The organism is Hyalangium gracile, from assembly GCF_020103725.1.
Lineage (GTDB): Bacteria > Myxococcota > Myxococcia > Myxococcales > Myxococcaceae > Hyalangium > Hyalangium gracile.
Genome location: NZ_JAHXBG010000040.1, coordinates 58,288 through 72,450, shown reverse-complemented (window position 1 = coordinate 72,450; position 14,163 = coordinate 58,288). Strand labels below are relative to the sequence as shown.

The window sequence follows — 14,163 nt, the reverse complement described above, 5'->3', positions numbered from 1 at the left end:
AGGGCCAGGCGCGGCGGCTCTCCTCGGTCATCGCCAGGGAGGGGCGCTAGGCCCCTTGCCGACCTGGCCATGGGTCGCCCGTCCTGGCGGGCGCTCCACGCGCCTCATCGCCTGTGACGGGCCGGACCACACGGTCAGGCCTGGTGGTGCTGCGGGAGGACTCGGCGGCCCAGGCCTCGAGCGCTTCTGCGAGGCGGGCCTCTGCTGCTGCCAAGTCCTGGAGAGCGCGCTCGTGGTGCTCGCGCGCGCTCTTCCACCTTTGTCTGGCTCGGCGGGTGACGTCCCCGTCCGGGCCGTTGTGCGCTATCGCTGCCTCGAGCGCGCGGCGGGCTTCGGCGAGGGCCTTCACCGCGGGGCCCACCTGCTCGAGCTGCTCACGGAAGTCGCGTCGAGCTCCGGCGTAGCGGCGCTCCGCAGGAGTCCGCGGCGCTCGCCCCTCGCCCCCAGGGGTTGGGATGAGGAGGGCCGTCATCCGCACGCCCCTGTGCGGAATGCCACCAGCATCACCAGCGCCCAGGCCAGGACTGCAACGCCGACTGCCCGCCCAAGCCGCGGCCGGAAGGCCTCGCAGCGGCATCCGATGGCGCGACAGAACGGCCTCGAGCTCCAGAGCGCGTGACTGCTATCGGCGTGCCCGCAGGCGCATCGGGGCTTCACGGGCGCCTCCAGACGATGAGGGCCGAGGGGAAGCCCGCCACGCACCGGGGGTGCCCGTCGGGACGGCCAGGCCAACCGAAGCGCAACCGCCCACGCGGAAAGCGCACCTCGAGCAGTCCCGCTCGACGGCCTGGCTCCACGTGGTCCTGCCACCACGCGCGTTCCGTCCAGGCCGGGACGAGCGCGACGATCAGCTCTGCTCGGTCAGCCTCTCGCGCCATCTTCGCCACACAGCGCGCGAGCAGGCCTCGGCCATAGGGGGGATTGGCAAACACGCGCTCTCCCATCCACGGGCGGGCGAGCGCGTTCTCTCGCTCAGTCCAATAGCGCGGGAGTTTGTGGAGCTCATCCGAGGCGAAGGCGTCGAGGGTGAACCTGAACTCCTCATGGAGCGGAGCAAAGTCCTTGTCCAGCGTGTGCCATTCGTTGGTGGCGCCAGGTGGCTGCACTGGCACATCCGCACCCCGCGCCTTTCGCCGGCGTCGCGCAATGCGTGGAGCTGCAGCAGCTGCCGGCAGCACCACGGGGGGAGGGGAGAGCTCGAGCAGGTGGAGCTGTGTCGCGTTCACTCAGCACCTCCCGCCCAGTCCGGTAGTGCATGGCGCCAACCGCACACGCCGCAGTCCCCGTGCCGCGGAGGTGTGCGCCGCCCCTCGGGTTGAGGAGCGAGCGCCGCGCGCTCGAGGTCGCACGGCGCCATGTCTCGCGCCCGCTCCTCGCGCATCACCGCGTACTGAAGCGCCAGTGGCACGCCCCCTGTAGGGGGGGGCAGGGGCCCCCAGAGCTCTGGACTTAGTCCAAGGCGCTCGAGGGTGAGCCGAGCTCCGGGCCACACGGAGTGGCCCGTCTCCTCGCTCAGGCTGCTGCATCCTCCGAGCGCTCGGTCCTGGGGTTCGAGCCCAAGAAGGTCACCGTTTCGGCCACCACCTCGGTGACCCACTTCCTCTGCTGCGCCTTGTCCGTGTACTCGCGCGTACGCAGCTTGCCCTCCACGTACGCCTGGCGCCCCTTCTTCAGGTACTGGCCGCAGAGCTCCGCGAGCTTCCCCCACACCACCACGTGCACCCACTCCGTGTGGCTCTGCTTCTGGCCGGCCTTGTCCGTCCAGCTCTCCGTGGTGGCGATGCGGAAGTTCGCGACGGCTTGAGACTCCTTGCCGACGAACTTGACCTCGGGGTCCGCCCCCAGGTTGCCGACGATGATCACTTTGTTCACGCCGCTCATGAGTCTCTCCATTGGTGGTGCTGCTGGTGGGTGAAGGGTTGTCGTTCTCGGGACTGAAGCAACCGCATGGGGTGCCGCGGCGCGCACCTCGGCGCGTGCACGTGCAGCCCGAGGCCTGGTGATACGAGAGGAAGTGGCCACAGAGGGCGCACTTAGTGATGGCGGGGTTCGGGCTCACCGCGAGCCTCCCTTGCGAGTCCTCGAGCCGCGCGCACTGCGCTTCGGCTGCAGCACGCGCGCACTGCGTTCAAGCTCGAGCCCGTGCGCAATGCGTGCGAACACCTGCCTCAGCTCAGCGAGCCCCTCCTCCTGGGGCACCTCCTCGAGGAGCGCGACGAGGCCCATCGCGGCCTCGCGGACGAACTCCAGCGGCGGCATCGGGCGCTTTCGCCAGCGTGAGGCCTTCTCGCTGACGAAGCGCCGGGCCTGAAGCGCGAGGCGCTCCATCTCCTCGTCGCTGAACCGAGGCGCACGCACCTTGCGCTCCCTCCGGTCGTCGGCGGCCGAGAGGTTGTCGAGGGCTCGGCTCAGGCGCTGCTGGGCTCGCTGACGCCAGGCCTCGACATCCTGGTGGTACTCATCCGAGTGGCGCTGGCTCACAGGAGGTTCCCTTGCTGGGGGCCGGCCCCACACGCCGCGCGGACCTTCGCGAGCAGCTCCGCCACGCTGCCCGCGGTGTACTTCGTTCCCTGGGGGTCTCTCACCGCCCAGCGCTCGGCCCGGTCCACGCCGACGAAAGACCAGCCCTGGGGCAGCTCCGAGACGACTCGCTGGCACTCGAGCTGGAAGAGGCGTTCGTTGGCCTGCTCCACGGACGCCCAGAGTCCCTGGGCCTTGTTGCAGAACGTCGCGCCGAACGTGAGCACACCGCCAGCGTGGCGCCGGCAAGGGTAGTTGCCTCGTGCCTCGTCATACAGTCCCCACTCACAGGGCTTGGCAGCGGCCTCGGCCGCGAGCCGCTCGCGCAGGTCAGCCATGGCGCACCTTCGGCGGGCAGGTGCAGCGGTCGATCTCCTCACCACAACGCGCGTGCAGCAGGGCCCAGCAGTGAGCGCACCGCCAGTCCCAGAGTACGTGCGCCTTGTGGCGTCCTTCGTCGCACGAGCGCTCCTGCTCCTCGTCACGCCGGAACTCTTGAACCTGACGCGTCTCCTCGAGCGTGAGTTCAGCCATGGGACGCCTCCGGGTGACAGGTGCACGCCGGCGCGGCCGGCTCACCGGGCGTCTTCAGGTTCCACCGGCACTCAGTGCACTGGGGAGCGGTCCGCCCGGTGATGGACTCCTCGGAGGCGCATCGCGGACAGAGGCTGTAGGCGAGGCAGCGCGTGCACTCCTCGAAGGCGGGACGGCCCGTCACGAGGTCCTTGAGCCAGGCGCCCCCGGCGCCTTTGCACTGCTCGCAGGCCTCGGGCCAGAGAAGCCGGTACTCGTGGCGGGCCCGCGTCGCCGCGGCGAGCCTCCGGGCGCAGTCAAGGGTGTGGAGTCGCTCAGTCATGGGAGGCCTCCTGACTCTTGTCCGCAGCGTCAGCAGCGAGGCTCTTCCGCACCCAGGCCCAGAAGCCGCGCCGTACCTCGAGCTCTGCCCGGAGGGCGTCAGCCCACTGAGCAACCTCCGGCCGAACTCCGGACTCCTCGGCAGCCTGAAGCAGCTGCCTCACCTCGCCGGCCGTCTCCTCGAGCCCATCGAGCACCCTGGCGATCTCACGGGCGAGCGGGGCAGAAACAGAGGCCTGGCGCCTCGGCCGCGACGCTGGTGAGGGGTCTTGCTTGGTGGCGTTTACGCAGTGCTGGCAGGTCACCCGGCCGAGGTCAGCCGTCCAGCGGCGGTGGCGCGTCAGTGGCGGGCCGCACACAGCTTGCGAGCGCGGCCCCATGAGGTGAACAGGCCTGCCTCGGTTTGCGCGCTCAGCCATGGCTGGCCTCCCACTCCTTGAAGGCCTGCCAGCGCTGGGCTGAAGCGCCGTGGGCACACCAGACACACACGCCGCCGAGCTCGTCAGCGCACGCGCGAGAGAGCTGGTCCAGGTACGCGAAGCGCCAGCCGGAGCGGAACGCCACGGACTCACGAGGGTCGCACTCGACGGATTCGACGGCGTCCACGGCCCTGCCGGCGTCGCGCATCTCGACTTCGATGTACGGCACTGGCCGGCACTCGCGTTCACCGCACCTGAGGCAGACGGCGGGACGAAGCCCCTCGGTCTTCCAGGAGGGAGGAGACGGCAGCTCTGCCTGTGCCGCGGCGAGCGCCTCGCGCAGGTGGCCGAGCAGCTCGACGAGTTCCCAGAAGGGGCTCCCGGTAGGCGCGCGCAACTGCTCCGCGATCGTCAGCAGCGCCTTGTGCGTGGGGACGGCCTGGCGCGCGGCCTCGAGCTCCTGGCGGAGAGTTTGGAGGTCAGCCATTGGCGATGTCCTCCCGCACGCGCACCTGCAGCTGAACGAACTTCACCTCGGCCTCGAGCTCGCCCGCGGAGCCGAGCGCGCCCAGGTCCCTGCGACGCTTGGCCAGCAGGGCCAGCAGCGGCATCGTCGCGCGCTCCTGCATGCGGCAGGTGGCGCACTTGCCGAGCTCCAGAGACACGAGGGACTGGAGGACAATGCCGCACTGGCAGCGCGACGCAGCCCCAGCGGCGCCTTGAAGGTTGCGCTCAGCCATGGGCGGCCTCCGAGGAAGCGCGGCACTGGCGGGAGCGGGCCTGAAAGGCGCCCACGAGCGCCAGGGAGTGCGCCAGCGCCAGCAAGGCGTGGACGGTGCGATCGTCCAGCCTCTCGAGAAGGCGCTGGCAGGGACTGCGCGGGGAGACACGGCGGGTGACGCGCGTTCTGCGCGCCGGGTGACGGTGGGCCATGGCGAGGCTCGGGAAGCGCGGAGGGGAAACAGCCCGCCACGGAGCTCGAGCCCGAGGGCCGTCAGGCCCGAGCTCCGCGGCGTCGGCCTCGCCAGACCGCGCGGAGCTGGCGAGGAGGGTTGGCGCCCATGGGCCCGCTCCAGCGCAATGCGCGAGCGGCGGAATGGGCAGCAACTGCGGCCGGGAAGCGCGGACGGAAGGCGCGCGGTTCACCCGGCAGGAAAGGCGCCCGTGACGGGCTGCACGGCAAGCGAGGCGGCAGGTAGGTGCCAACGGCCAAACCCGCGAAGTCACTCGGCATAAGATTGTCTGCGAGTCTGATAAGATGCGTTATGTAAACTTCGGACACGGCGTTCCTGAGGCCTGTGGGCCCGGCTTTCCGGCCTGCTTCCAGGGCTCCCCGCCGGCCGATTTCCCTGTCCCTTCCCCGTTGATTCCGGCCGTCACATCCACTGGCGCTCCTCATCCAAATTGACGGGCCCGTACGAGGTCGCTAAACGCACAGGTCCCTTAAGCCTGGAGGCGCCCATCAAGACGATTCTCACTGGCGACCGTCCCACCGGTCCCCTCCACCTCGGGCACTACGTCGGCTCGCTCAAGAACCGCGTTCAGCTCCAGCACCAGTACCGCACCTTCATCCTGGTGGCGGACATGCAGGCGCTGACCGACAACGCCGACAACCCGGCCAAGGTCCGCCAGAACGTCACCGAGGTCGCCCTCGACTACCTGGCCGTCGGGCTCGACCCCAAGATCTCCACCTTCTGCATCCAGTCCATGCTGCCCGAGCTCGCCGAGCTCGACATGTACTACCTGAACCTCGTCACCGTGGCCCGCCTGCAGCGCAACCCCACGGTCAAGGAAGAGTTCCGCCGCATCCTGCGCGCCCCCGCGGACACTCCCGAGGCCGAGCTCCGCGAGATGGAGGCTCAGGTTCCCGCTGGCTTCCTCTGCTATCCGGTCAGCCAGGCGGCGGACATCACCGCCTTCAAGGCCCACCTGGTCCCAGTTGGCGAAGACCAGAAGCCGATGATCGAGCAGACCGTCGAGATCGTCCGCAGCTTCAACCGCATCTACGGCGAAGTCCTCGTGGAGCCCGAGGCCCTCATCCCGCAGATCGCCCGCCTGCCAGGCACCGATGGCCAGAGCAAGATGGGCAAGTCCCTGGGCAACGCCATCTACCTCTCGGACCCCGCGGACGTCGTGGCCAAGAAGATCAAGGGCATGTTCACGGACCCCAAGCACCTGCGCGTGGAGGATCCTGGCACCGTCGAGGGCAACCCCGTCTTCACCTACCTGGATGCCTTCGATCCGGATACCGAGAAGGTCCAGGGCCTCAAGGACCACTACCGGCGCGGCGGCCTGGGCGACTCGGTCGTCAAGAAGCGTCTGGCCGAGGTGCTCGAGGCGCTCCTCGGCCCCATCCGCAAGCGCCGCGAGGACTTCGCCAAGGATCCCGCCGAAGTGATGCGCCTGCTCAAGGACGGCACCGACCGGGCCCGCGAAGTCACCGCGAACACGCTCTCCCAGGTCCGCAAGGCCATGCATCTGGACTACTGGCCGTAGTCCCGCTCGCGCACGTGGCGTCCACGCCACACCGCGTCATGTCCTACCCGCCGAATTCAGCGGGTCGGATCGCGGTTGTGGGAACTTGCAGAACTCGGAAATCAAATGCCCGCCCGGTCGTTCAGGGGCCGGGAATTCTCCCTGCTTGACCGTGGACCTGGCTTCCCGCAGAACGCGCGCACCCGGCTCCCCGGAAAGGAACCTTTCAAATGAAGCGTCTGGTCGTCGTTGCGGCCTTGATCGGCGCGCTCCCCGCGCTCGCCGATGAGGGCATGTGGACGTACAACAACTTCCCCTCCGCCAAGGTGAAGGAGAAGTACGGCTTCGAGCCCACGCAGCCCTGGCTCGACAAGGTGCGCCTGGCCTCGGCCCGCATCGCTGGCGGCTGCTCGGCCAGCTTCGTCTCGCCCAATGGCCTGGTGATGACCAACCATCACTGCGCCCGCCGCTGCATCGAGCAGCTCTCCAACGCCCAGAAGGACTTCATCGCCAACGGCTTCTACGCCAAGACGGCCGCCGAGGAAGTCCAGTGCCCCGCCATGGAGATCAACCAGCTCACCGACATCACCGATGTCACCGAGCGGCTCAACAAGGCCACCCAGGGCCTGACGGGCAAGCAGTACGCCGACACCCTCAAGGCCGAGATGTCCAAGGCCGAGAAGGAGTGCGCCACCTCCGACCAGGTCCGCTGCGATCTGGTGACGCTCTACCAGGGCGGCCAGTACCACCTCTATAAGTACCGCCGCTTCCAGGACGTGCGCCTGGTGTTCGCCCCCGAGCACGCCATCGCCTTCTTCGGCGGCGACCCGGACAACTTCGAGTTCCCCCGCTACGATCTGGATCTCACCTTCCTGCGCATCTACGAGGGCGGCAAGCCGGCTCCCACGGAGCACTACTTCCCGTGGTCCAAGAGCGGCGCCAAGGACGGCGAGCTCACCTTCGTCTCCGGCAACCCGGGCCGCACCTCGCGCGGGCTCACCATCGCGGAGCTGGAGTTCCAGCGGGATGTGGCCATGCCCCGGCAGCTGCTGACGCTGGCCGAGATCCGCGGAATGATCAACGAGTTCCAGAAGCGCGGCCCGGAGCAGGAGCGCATCTCCAACAACCTCAAGTTCGGCGTGGAGAACGGCCTCAAGGCCATCAAGGGCCGCGTCGAGGCGCTGCAGGACAAGAAGTTCTTCGCCTCCAAGGTGGCCGCCGAGCAGGAGCTGCGCCAGAAGGTCGACGCCAACCCCGAGCTGAAGAAGAAGTACGGCGCGGCGTGGGACGAGATCGCCAAGGCCGTGGAGCAGCTCAAGAGCATCCGCAAGGAGCTGGGCTACATCGAGCACGGCCAGGGCTTCGGCTCGGAGCTGTTCGACATCGCCAAGGCCCTGGTGCGCGCCGCCGACGAGCTGCCCAAGGACAACAGCCAGCGCCTGCGCGAGTACAGCGACGCGCGGCTGCCGGGCTTCAAGGCCCAGCTGTTCAGCCCCGCCCCCATCTACCCGGAGCTGGAGATCGCCCGGCTCGAGTTCACGCTCACCAAGCTGCGCGAGGAGCTCGGCCCCGATCACCCCTTCGTGAAGAAGGTGCTCGGCAAGGAGTCTCCGCGCACGATGGCCACCCGTCTGGTGAATGGCACCCAGCTGCGCGATCCCAAGGTCCGCGAGGAGCTGTTCAAGGGGGGCAAGAAGGCCATCACCGCCTCCCAGGATCCGATGATCAAGCTGGCCGTGCTGGTGGACCCGGACGGCCGCGCCATCCGCAAGAACTTCGAGGAGAACATCGAGTCGGTGATGAAGAAGAACAGCGAGCTGGTGGCCAAGGCCAAGTTCGAGGTGTACGGCACCAACGTCTACCCGGACGCCACCTTCAGCCCGCGCCTCTCGTACGGCTCGGTGCAGGGCTACATGGAGGACGGCAAGAAGGTGAACCCCATCACCGTCATGTCCGGCACCTTCGAGCGCCACACCGGTGAGGACCCGTTCGCCCTGCCGAAGACCTGGCTGGACGCCAAGGGCAAGCTCAAGCTCTCCACCCCGATGAACTTCGTCAGCTCCAACGACATCATCGGCGGCAACTCCGGCTCGCCCATCATCAACAAGAACGCCGAGGTCGTCGGCCTGGTGTTCGACGGCAACAGCCAGTCGCTCGGCGGGGACTTCGGCTTCGACGAGAGCGTCAACCGCACCGTGTCCGTCCACAGCGACGCCATCATCGAGTCGCTCCAGAAGGTCTACAACGCCACGCGCGTGCTCGAGGAGCTGCGGCCCACCAAGCAGCCCGCCGTGAAGGCCAAGCCCGCCGGGTGAGCCGGTCCGGCGTAACCCCTTGAAGTTCGAGAGGCTGTCTGGGGCCCCCAGGCAGCCTCTTCTCTTTATAGGATGGGGCCAAATGAACTGCCCTGCCTGTAAGTCCAGGACCGTCGAGGAGGGATTCGAGGGTTCTCGCGGCGCTCGCGTCCTGCTGGACGTCTGCCCCACCTGCCACGGCCTGTGGTTCGACAGCCGGGAGAGCATCCACCTCTCGGCAAACGGCGTGCTCCGGCTCTTCCAGCAGATCCACGGCCAGAGCGGTCAGCAGCACCACCGCCTCGAGGAGCCCCTCTCCTGCCCTCGGTGCCGCGCGAAGCTGGCCCGCTCGCATGATCTGTCCCGAGGCAACCGCTACCAGTACTTCCGCTGCCCCCAGGAGCATGGGCACTTCATCACCTTCTTCCAGTTCCTGCGGGAGAAGGCGATCGTCCGGAGCCTCAACCCCAAGGAGCTGGTGGAGCTGAAGAAGCACGTCCAGCTGCTCCAGTGCTCGGACTGTGGCGGCGCCATCTCCCTGGAGGGGGAGTCCGCGTGCCCCCACTGCCGTGCTCCCGTGTGCATCCTGGATCCCAAGGCCCTGGGGTCCACCGTCGAGGACCTGAGGCCGGTGGCCGCGGCAGCCGGCGCCGTGGTGGCTCCCGCGGTGGCGGCCCAGCTCCTCATGGACCAGATGGGGATGGACAGCTTCTTCCGGAAGGTCGACGCCCAGGCGCGGGCGACCAGCGCGGTGACCCTGCCCACCTCGGATGGGGGCCAGGCGGCCGAGGGCATGGATGTGGCCGAGGCGGTGGAGACAGGCATTGATCTCATCGAGCTCGGTATCGAGCTCTTCTTCGACATCGCCGGTGGCATCGGCGACCTCTTCTGAACGTGCCCATGCCCTCCATCCTCGACAGCCTCCCCGAGCTCTATCGGGGCCTCTTTCCCTCCTTCTTCCAGGGGCCCATCCCCGTCGAGACCAAGGCCACGTGCTCCTCGTGCGCCATGTGCGAGACGGCCAACCCCATCCGCATCGAGTCCGTGGACGGGGTGAACCGGTTCTTCCGGCCGGACACCAAGTGCTGCACCTACCACCCTCGGCTGCCGAACTACCTGGTGGGCGCCATCCTCTCGGACACGGACCCGGCCATGGCCGAGGGCCGCCGGCGCATCCAGGAGAAGATCACCCGCGGCGTCGCCGTGAACCCCCAGTGGATCAAGGCGCCCACCCGCTACAACCTCCTCTATACGAACTCGAAGCAGGCGTTCGGGCGGGCCCAGGCGCTGCGCTGCCCCTACTACGAGTCCAACGGGGGCCTGTGCACCATCTGGCGCTACCGCGAGGCCGTGTGCTCGACGTACTTCTGCAAGTACGTGGCGGGCGCGGACGGCCGGAAGTTCTGGATGACGCTGAAGACGTGGCTCACCCTGGCCGAGATCCAGCTGTCGCGCTACGCGCTGCTCCAGCTGCTCCCGGACTACGTGCTCCTGGGCAAGGACAAGGCGGATGTCGCGACCACGCCGCTGACGATCGAGGATCTCGACGACAAGCCCCTGCCCGAGAAGGACTACGCCGAGCTCTGGAACCCGTGGGTGGGACGGGAGCAGGAGTTCTACGTGCGCTGCTTCGAGAGCGTCCGCGCCCTGTCCTCCGAGGAGTTCGAGAACCTGCTGGGGCTGGATGGAATCGTCGAGCTGTCGGTGCTCAAGCGGCTCCACGAGAAGGCCGTGGCGCCCAAGCTCCCGAAGGTCCTCAAGCTCAACCCGGGCGCCACCATCCAGTGGCTCCAGGATGGGAGCATCGCCCTGGCTTCCTATAGCGAGTACGACGCGGTGGCCCTGCCGGGCGAGGCGTACGCGCTGCTGGTGGAGTTCAACGGCAAGGCTCCCGTGGAGGAGGTGCGCCAGCGGCTGCGAGACGAGAAGCAGGCGGATCTCCACGACGACATCCTGGTGGAGCTCTACCGGCACCGGATCCTGGTCGACGCCCAGGCGCCACAGCAGTAGGAAGCTCCCACCGGGAGGGATATGAGCGACTCTTCCAGAGACTCCCCTCCCAGTCCCGAGGGGGCTGCCCCAGAGCCGAGCGCCTCGGCGGAGACGCCGCCCACGGTGGATCTCGCCGGGACGCTCATCTCCGGGGGCGACGCGAGGGCGCGGCCCAAGCCCCCTCCCCTTCCAGATGCCCAGCACCTGCCGGTGGTGGACAAGCAGACCTATGTCGTCGAGGGCGTGTTCGCTCGGGGCGGAATCGGCCGCATCCTTCGGGCCCGGGACGTGCGGCTGGGCCGGCCGGTGGCCCTCAAGGAATTGCTGGATCCCCAGGGGCCGGACGAGGGCCGCTTCCTCAATGAAGCGCTGGTGACCGCCCGCCTCCAGCACCCCGGCATCGTCCCCATCTACGAGGCGGGGCGCTGGTCCAATGGCGAGCCCTTCTATGCGATGAAGCTCGTCTCCGGGCGCTCGCTGGACGAGCGGCTCTCCGAGACGAAGAGCTTCGGCGAGCGGCTGTCGCTGCTGCCGCATGTGCTCGCGGTGGCGGAGGCGGTGGCCTACGCGCACAGCCAGCGGATCATCCACCGCGATCTCAAGCCCGCCAACGTGCTGGTGGGTGAGTTCGGCGAGACGGTGGTCATCGACTGGGGGCTGGCCAAGCAGCTCACCGAGCCGGACGCGGCTCCGAGTCCGTCCGAGGCCCCGACGCTCGAGTTCGACGCGGACTCGGCGACCCCCAGCTTCTCGAAGGGCCAGCCGAACCACACGCTGGCGGGGATCGTGCTGGGGACGCCCGCGTACATGCCGCCCGAGCAGGCCGCGGGGCGCCCCGTGGACGAGCGCGCGGATGTCTACGCGCTGGGAGCCATCCTCTATCACCTGCTCGTCGGCACCCGGCCTTATGGGGTGGGCAGTGCCTCCGAGGTGCTGGATCGGGTGATCGCCGGTCCCCCACCCCCGCTGGAGCGACTGCAGCAGGGCATTCCGGAGGAGCTGCTGGCCATCGTCACCCAGGCCATGGCGAGGGATCCGGCGCGGCGCTACCCGACGGCGCGGGCCCTGGCGGAGGATCTGCGGCGCTTCCTCATGGGGCAGCTCGTGGGTGCGCACCACTACTCGCGGCTGGATCTGGTGCGGCGCTTCATCCGCCGCAACCGGGCGGTGGTGGCGGTGGCGGGCATCGCCCTGGCGGCGCTGGGCACGATGGGCGCGCTCAGCGTGCGGCGCATCATGGCGGAGAGGGATCGGGCCGAGCACAAGCAGGCCGAGGCCGAGGCGGCCTCGCACCAGGCGACGGTGCGCGCCGATCAGCTCACGCTGGTGGAGGCCCGCTCGGCGGTGGAGCGGTTCCCGAACAAGGCGCTCGAGTGGCTCGGAACCCTGTCGCCGGCCTTCACCCAGTGGGGCACGGCGCGAGTCATCGCCGCGGACGCCCAGGCCCGGGGGCTGGCCCTGCTGCTGCGCGGCCACACCCAGGGCGTGAACTTCGTCACCTTCTCGCCGGAGGGCCAGTGGGTGGCCACCGTGAGTGATGATCGCACGGTGCGCCTGTGGGGCGCTCACAGCGGCGAGATGCGCCTGCTGGGCTCGCACGAGGATGAGGTGTGGCGCGCCGCCTTCTCTCCCGATGGCCGGTGGCTGGCCACCACGGGCAAGGATCGGACGCTGCGGCTGTGGAGCGTGGAGAGCGCCGGGAGCCAGGTGCTCCGAGGCCACGTCGCTCCCATCCTCGGAGTGGTCTTCTCCCCGAACGGTCGGCACGTGTTCACCTCGAGCGTGGATGGCGAGGTGTGGCGCTGGGACCTGCCCGAGGGCAAGGGGCAGCGCCTGGGCAAGCACGAGGGGTGGGTCGCGAGCCTGGACAGCTCGCGCGACTCGCGCCAGCTGGTGACGGTGGGCAAGGACGACAAGACGCTGCGGCTGTGGGACGTGGAGACCGGTCAGAGCCGGAGCCTCGGCACGCACCCGGCCGCGCCCTACCAGGTCACCTTCTCTCCCGACGGGAAGCTCATCGCCACCGGCTGCGTGGATGGGAAGGTCCGGCTCTGGGAGGCCGCCACCGGCAAGGTGCGCGTGCTCGAGGGCCACACGAACCGCGTCCAGTCCGTGGCCTTCTCTCCGGATGGGACGAAGCTCGCCTCGCGCTCGCATGACGGCACCGTGCGGCTCTGGGATCTGGCCACCGGCACCGCGCGTGTCTTCGAGGGCTCCAAGGAGCCGCCGGCGCCGCTCGCCTTCTCGTCCGATGGACGCTGGGTGGCCACGGGTGGCCGCGATCGCCTGGCGTGGCTGTGGGACGTGAACACCGGCCAGGGTCGCGTGCTGCGCGGCGCCGAGGACGCGGTGACGTCACTGGCGTTCTCTCCGGACGGGCAGCGGCTCGCCGTGGCCAGCGTGGACGGTGTCACCCGGGTGTTCCCGGTGGAGGCCCACTCGTCCCAGATCGTCGGCCAGTATGCCGGGCCTGTGCTCTCCCTGCGGTTCTCGGCGGACGGGCACACCCTGGTGTCCTCGGGAGCGGATGGGCGCGTGCGCAGGTGGAGCCCCTCGGGCGGTCAGGCCGTGGAGATGGGCGGCCACCGGGGTGCTGTCCCGCTCGTGCGGTCGTCGGCGGATGGAGAACGCGTCGTCACGGGCGGCGATGATGGCACCGTGCGCCTGTGGGACCGGACGGGCCGGGAGCTGCAGGCGCTCCCCGTCTCCGCGCACTCCATCCGCGCGCTGGAGTACTCCGCCGACGGCAAGTGGGTGGCCATCGGGAGCGCGGACGGTTTCGTGCGCCTGTGGGAGCCCCTCACCGGGAGCGAGCGCAAGCTGGGGCAGCATCTGAAGGGCGGCGTGCTCAGCCTGGCCTTCTCACCGGATGGGCGCTTCGTGGCCTCGGGCGGTGAGGACAACGCGCTGCGGCTGTGGGAGCTGCGGAACGGACAGGGGCGAGCGCTGCACACCAGCGATGACGTGGTCGTCGCGCTGGCCTTCTCACCGGATGGTCGCTGGCTGGTCTCCGGCAGCAAGGACCACACGCTCTGGCTCCAGGAGCTGCCCGCCGGCAAGGGGCGCCGGATCGACGTGGGCGGCATCGGAGTGCTCGCGGTGGGGTTCTCTCCGGACAGCCAGCGGCTGATCAGCTCGAGCCAGGGCGACAACTCCCCTCGGCTGTGGGACGTGTGGACGGGCGAGGCGCGCGGAGTGCTGCGGGGCCACCTGGACCAGGTGAACCACTTCGCCTGGTCACCCGAGGGCGGACGGCTGGTCACCGCGAGTGACGATCGCACGGTGCGGGTGTGGGATGTGGAGAGCGGCGAGAGCCGGGTGCTCCAGGGCCACACCGGCGGAGTCGTCCAGGTGGCCTTCTCCCCGGATGGGCGGAGGGTGGCCTCGGCCAGCAAGGATGGCACGGTCCGGCTGTGGCCCGACGATCTGCCGCTGGAGCCCGCCGCGCTCCAGCGCTGGCTGCGAGAGACGCTTCGAGCGGAAGCGGGAGGCTCCGCTGCTGCAAGGCCAGCGCGATGGCTCCCAGCACCACCAGGGACAGCACATCCCGCAGCCGGCGGGCTTCGCTGACCGAGGGCTGGACGGAGAACGGAAGCTCCAGCTCTTCC

12 protein-coding genes and 1 pseudogene are annotated in these 14,163 nt (G+C 69.2%); 5 read left to right on the top strand and 8 right to left on the bottom strand.

What is annotated here, in order from left to right; all coding sequences use genetic code 11:
• Window positions 1–653 precede the first annotated feature (653 nt).
• From KY572_RS48295 to KY572_RS44315, 8 genes and pseudogenes are all read right to left on the bottom strand, one after another.
• Window positions 654–1,106 carry a phage N-6-adenine-methyltransferase gene (locus tag KY572_RS48295; protein WP_224249842.1) on the bottom strand — a complete coding sequence of 151 codons (453 nt, stop codon included), beginning with the start codon at window positions 1,104–1,106 and terminating at the stop codon, window positions 654–656.
• Between the two features lie 430 nt (window positions 1,107–1,536).
• Window positions 1,537–1,893 (bottom strand): annotated as a pseudogene (locus KY572_RS44345) (single-stranded DNA-binding protein); the annotation flags it as partial.
• A 162-nt stretch (window positions 1,894–2,055) separates the two neighbouring features.
• The gene (locus KY572_RS44340; protein WP_224249841.1) at window positions 2,056–2,481 is read right to left on the bottom strand and encodes a hypothetical protein; all 426 of its coding nucleotides are present in this window, start codon (window positions 2,479–2,481) and stop codon (window positions 2,056–2,058) included.
• Window positions 2,478–2,858 (bottom strand): hypothetical protein, encoded by a 381-nt coding sequence (locus KY572_RS44335; protein WP_224249840.1) that lies wholly within the window; start codon window positions 2,856–2,858, stop codon window positions 2,478–2,480. Before KY572_RS44335 ends, KY572_RS44340 begins: the two co-directional genes overlap by 4 nt.
• Window positions 2,851–3,054, bottom strand: coding sequence for a hypothetical protein (locus KY572_RS44330; protein ID WP_224249839.1), 204 nt, complete (start codon window positions 3,052–3,054; stop codon window positions 2,851–2,853). Before KY572_RS44330 ends, KY572_RS44335 begins: the two co-directional genes overlap by 8 nt.
• Window positions 3,047–3,376, bottom strand: a complete 330-nt coding sequence (locus KY572_RS44325) for a hypothetical protein (protein ID WP_224249838.1) — start codon at window positions 3,374–3,376, stop codon at window positions 3,047–3,049. Before KY572_RS44325 ends, KY572_RS44330 begins: the two co-directional genes overlap by 8 nt.
• 410 nt (window positions 3,377–3,786) lie before the next feature.
• Window positions 3,787–4,281, bottom strand: a complete 495-nt coding sequence (locus KY572_RS44320; RefSeq protein WP_224249837.1) for a hypothetical protein — start codon at window positions 4,279–4,281, stop codon at window positions 3,787–3,789.
• Window positions 4,274–4,534 carry a hypothetical protein gene (locus KY572_RS44315; protein WP_224249836.1) on the bottom strand — a complete coding sequence of 87 codons (261 nt, stop codon included), beginning with the start codon at window positions 4,532–4,534 and terminating at the stop codon, window positions 4,274–4,276. The genes KY572_RS44320 and KY572_RS44315 overlap by 8 nt, the downstream gene beginning before the upstream one ends.
• Window positions 4,535–5,198: 664 nt before the next feature.
• Here KY572_RS44315 and trpS point away from each other — a divergent pair.
• The 5 genes from trpS (at window position 5,199) to KY572_RS44290 (ending at window position 14,125) form a co-directional block, all read left to right on the top strand.
• A complete protein-coding gene (gene trpS / locus KY572_RS44310; RefSeq protein ID WP_224249835.1) occupies window positions 5,199–6,290 on the top strand; it encodes a tryptophan--tRNA ligase in 1,092 nt (363 codons plus the stop codon).
• Window positions 6,291–6,499: 209 nt separating this feature from the next.
• Window positions 6,500–8,584, top strand: coding sequence for a S46 family peptidase (locus KY572_RS44305; protein WP_224249834.1), 2,085 nt, complete (start codon window positions 6,500–6,502; stop codon window positions 8,582–8,584).
• 82 nt (window positions 8,585–8,666) lie between these two features.
• Window positions 8,667–9,455, top strand: a complete 789-nt coding sequence (locus KY572_RS44300; protein WP_224249833.1) for a zf-TFIIB domain-containing protein — start codon at window positions 8,667–8,669, stop codon at window positions 9,453–9,455.
• A gap of 8 nt (window positions 9,456–9,463) precedes the next feature.
• A complete protein-coding gene (locus tag KY572_RS44295; protein ID WP_224249832.1) occupies window positions 9,464–10,573 on the top strand; it encodes a hypothetical protein in 1,110 nt (369 codons plus the stop codon).
• A 21-nt stretch (window positions 10,574–10,594) separates the two neighbouring features.
• On the top strand, window positions 10,595–14,125 hold the full coding sequence (locus tag KY572_RS44290) for a protein kinase domain-containing protein (RefSeq protein WP_224249831.1): 3,531 nt from the start codon (window positions 10,595–10,597) through the stop codon (window positions 14,123–14,125).
• The last annotated feature ends 38 nt before the right edge of the window (window positions 14,126–14,163 follow it).

Coding starts and splice junctions, on each gene's coding strand:
- KY572_RS44295 (WP_224249832.1), top strand. CDS start 9,464: ATGCCCTCCATCCTCGACAGCCTCCCCGAGCTCTATCGGGGCCTCTTT.
- KY572_RS44335 (WP_224249840.1), bottom strand. CDS start 2,858: ATGGCTGACCTGCGCGAGCGGCTCGCGGCCGAGGCCGCTGCCAAGCCC.
- KY572_RS44290 (WP_224249831.1), top strand. CDS start 10,595: ATGAGCGACTCTTCCAGAGACTCCCCTCCCAGTCCCGAGGGGGCTGCC.
- KY572_RS44325 (WP_224249838.1), bottom strand. CDS start 3,376: ATGACTGAGCGACTCCACACCCTTGACTGCGCCCGGAGGCTCGCCGCG.
- KY572_RS44320 (WP_224249837.1), bottom strand. CDS start 4,281: ATGGCTGACCTCCAAACTCTCCGCCAGGAGCTCGAGGCCGCGCGCCAG.
- KY572_RS44305 (WP_224249834.1), top strand. CDS start 6,500: ATGAAGCGTCTGGTCGTCGTTGCGGCCTTGATCGGCGCGCTCCCCGCG.
- KY572_RS44330 (WP_224249839.1), bottom strand. CDS start 3,054: ATGGCTGAACTCACGCTCGAGGAGACGCGTCAGGTTCAAGAGTTCCGG.
- KY572_RS44300 (WP_224249833.1), top strand. CDS start 8,667: ATGAACTGCCCTGCCTGTAAGTCCAGGACCGTCGAGGAGGGATTCGAG.
- KY572_RS44315 (WP_224249836.1), bottom strand. CDS start 4,534: ATGGCTGAGCGCAACCTTCAAGGCGCCGCTGGGGCTGCGTCGCGCTGC.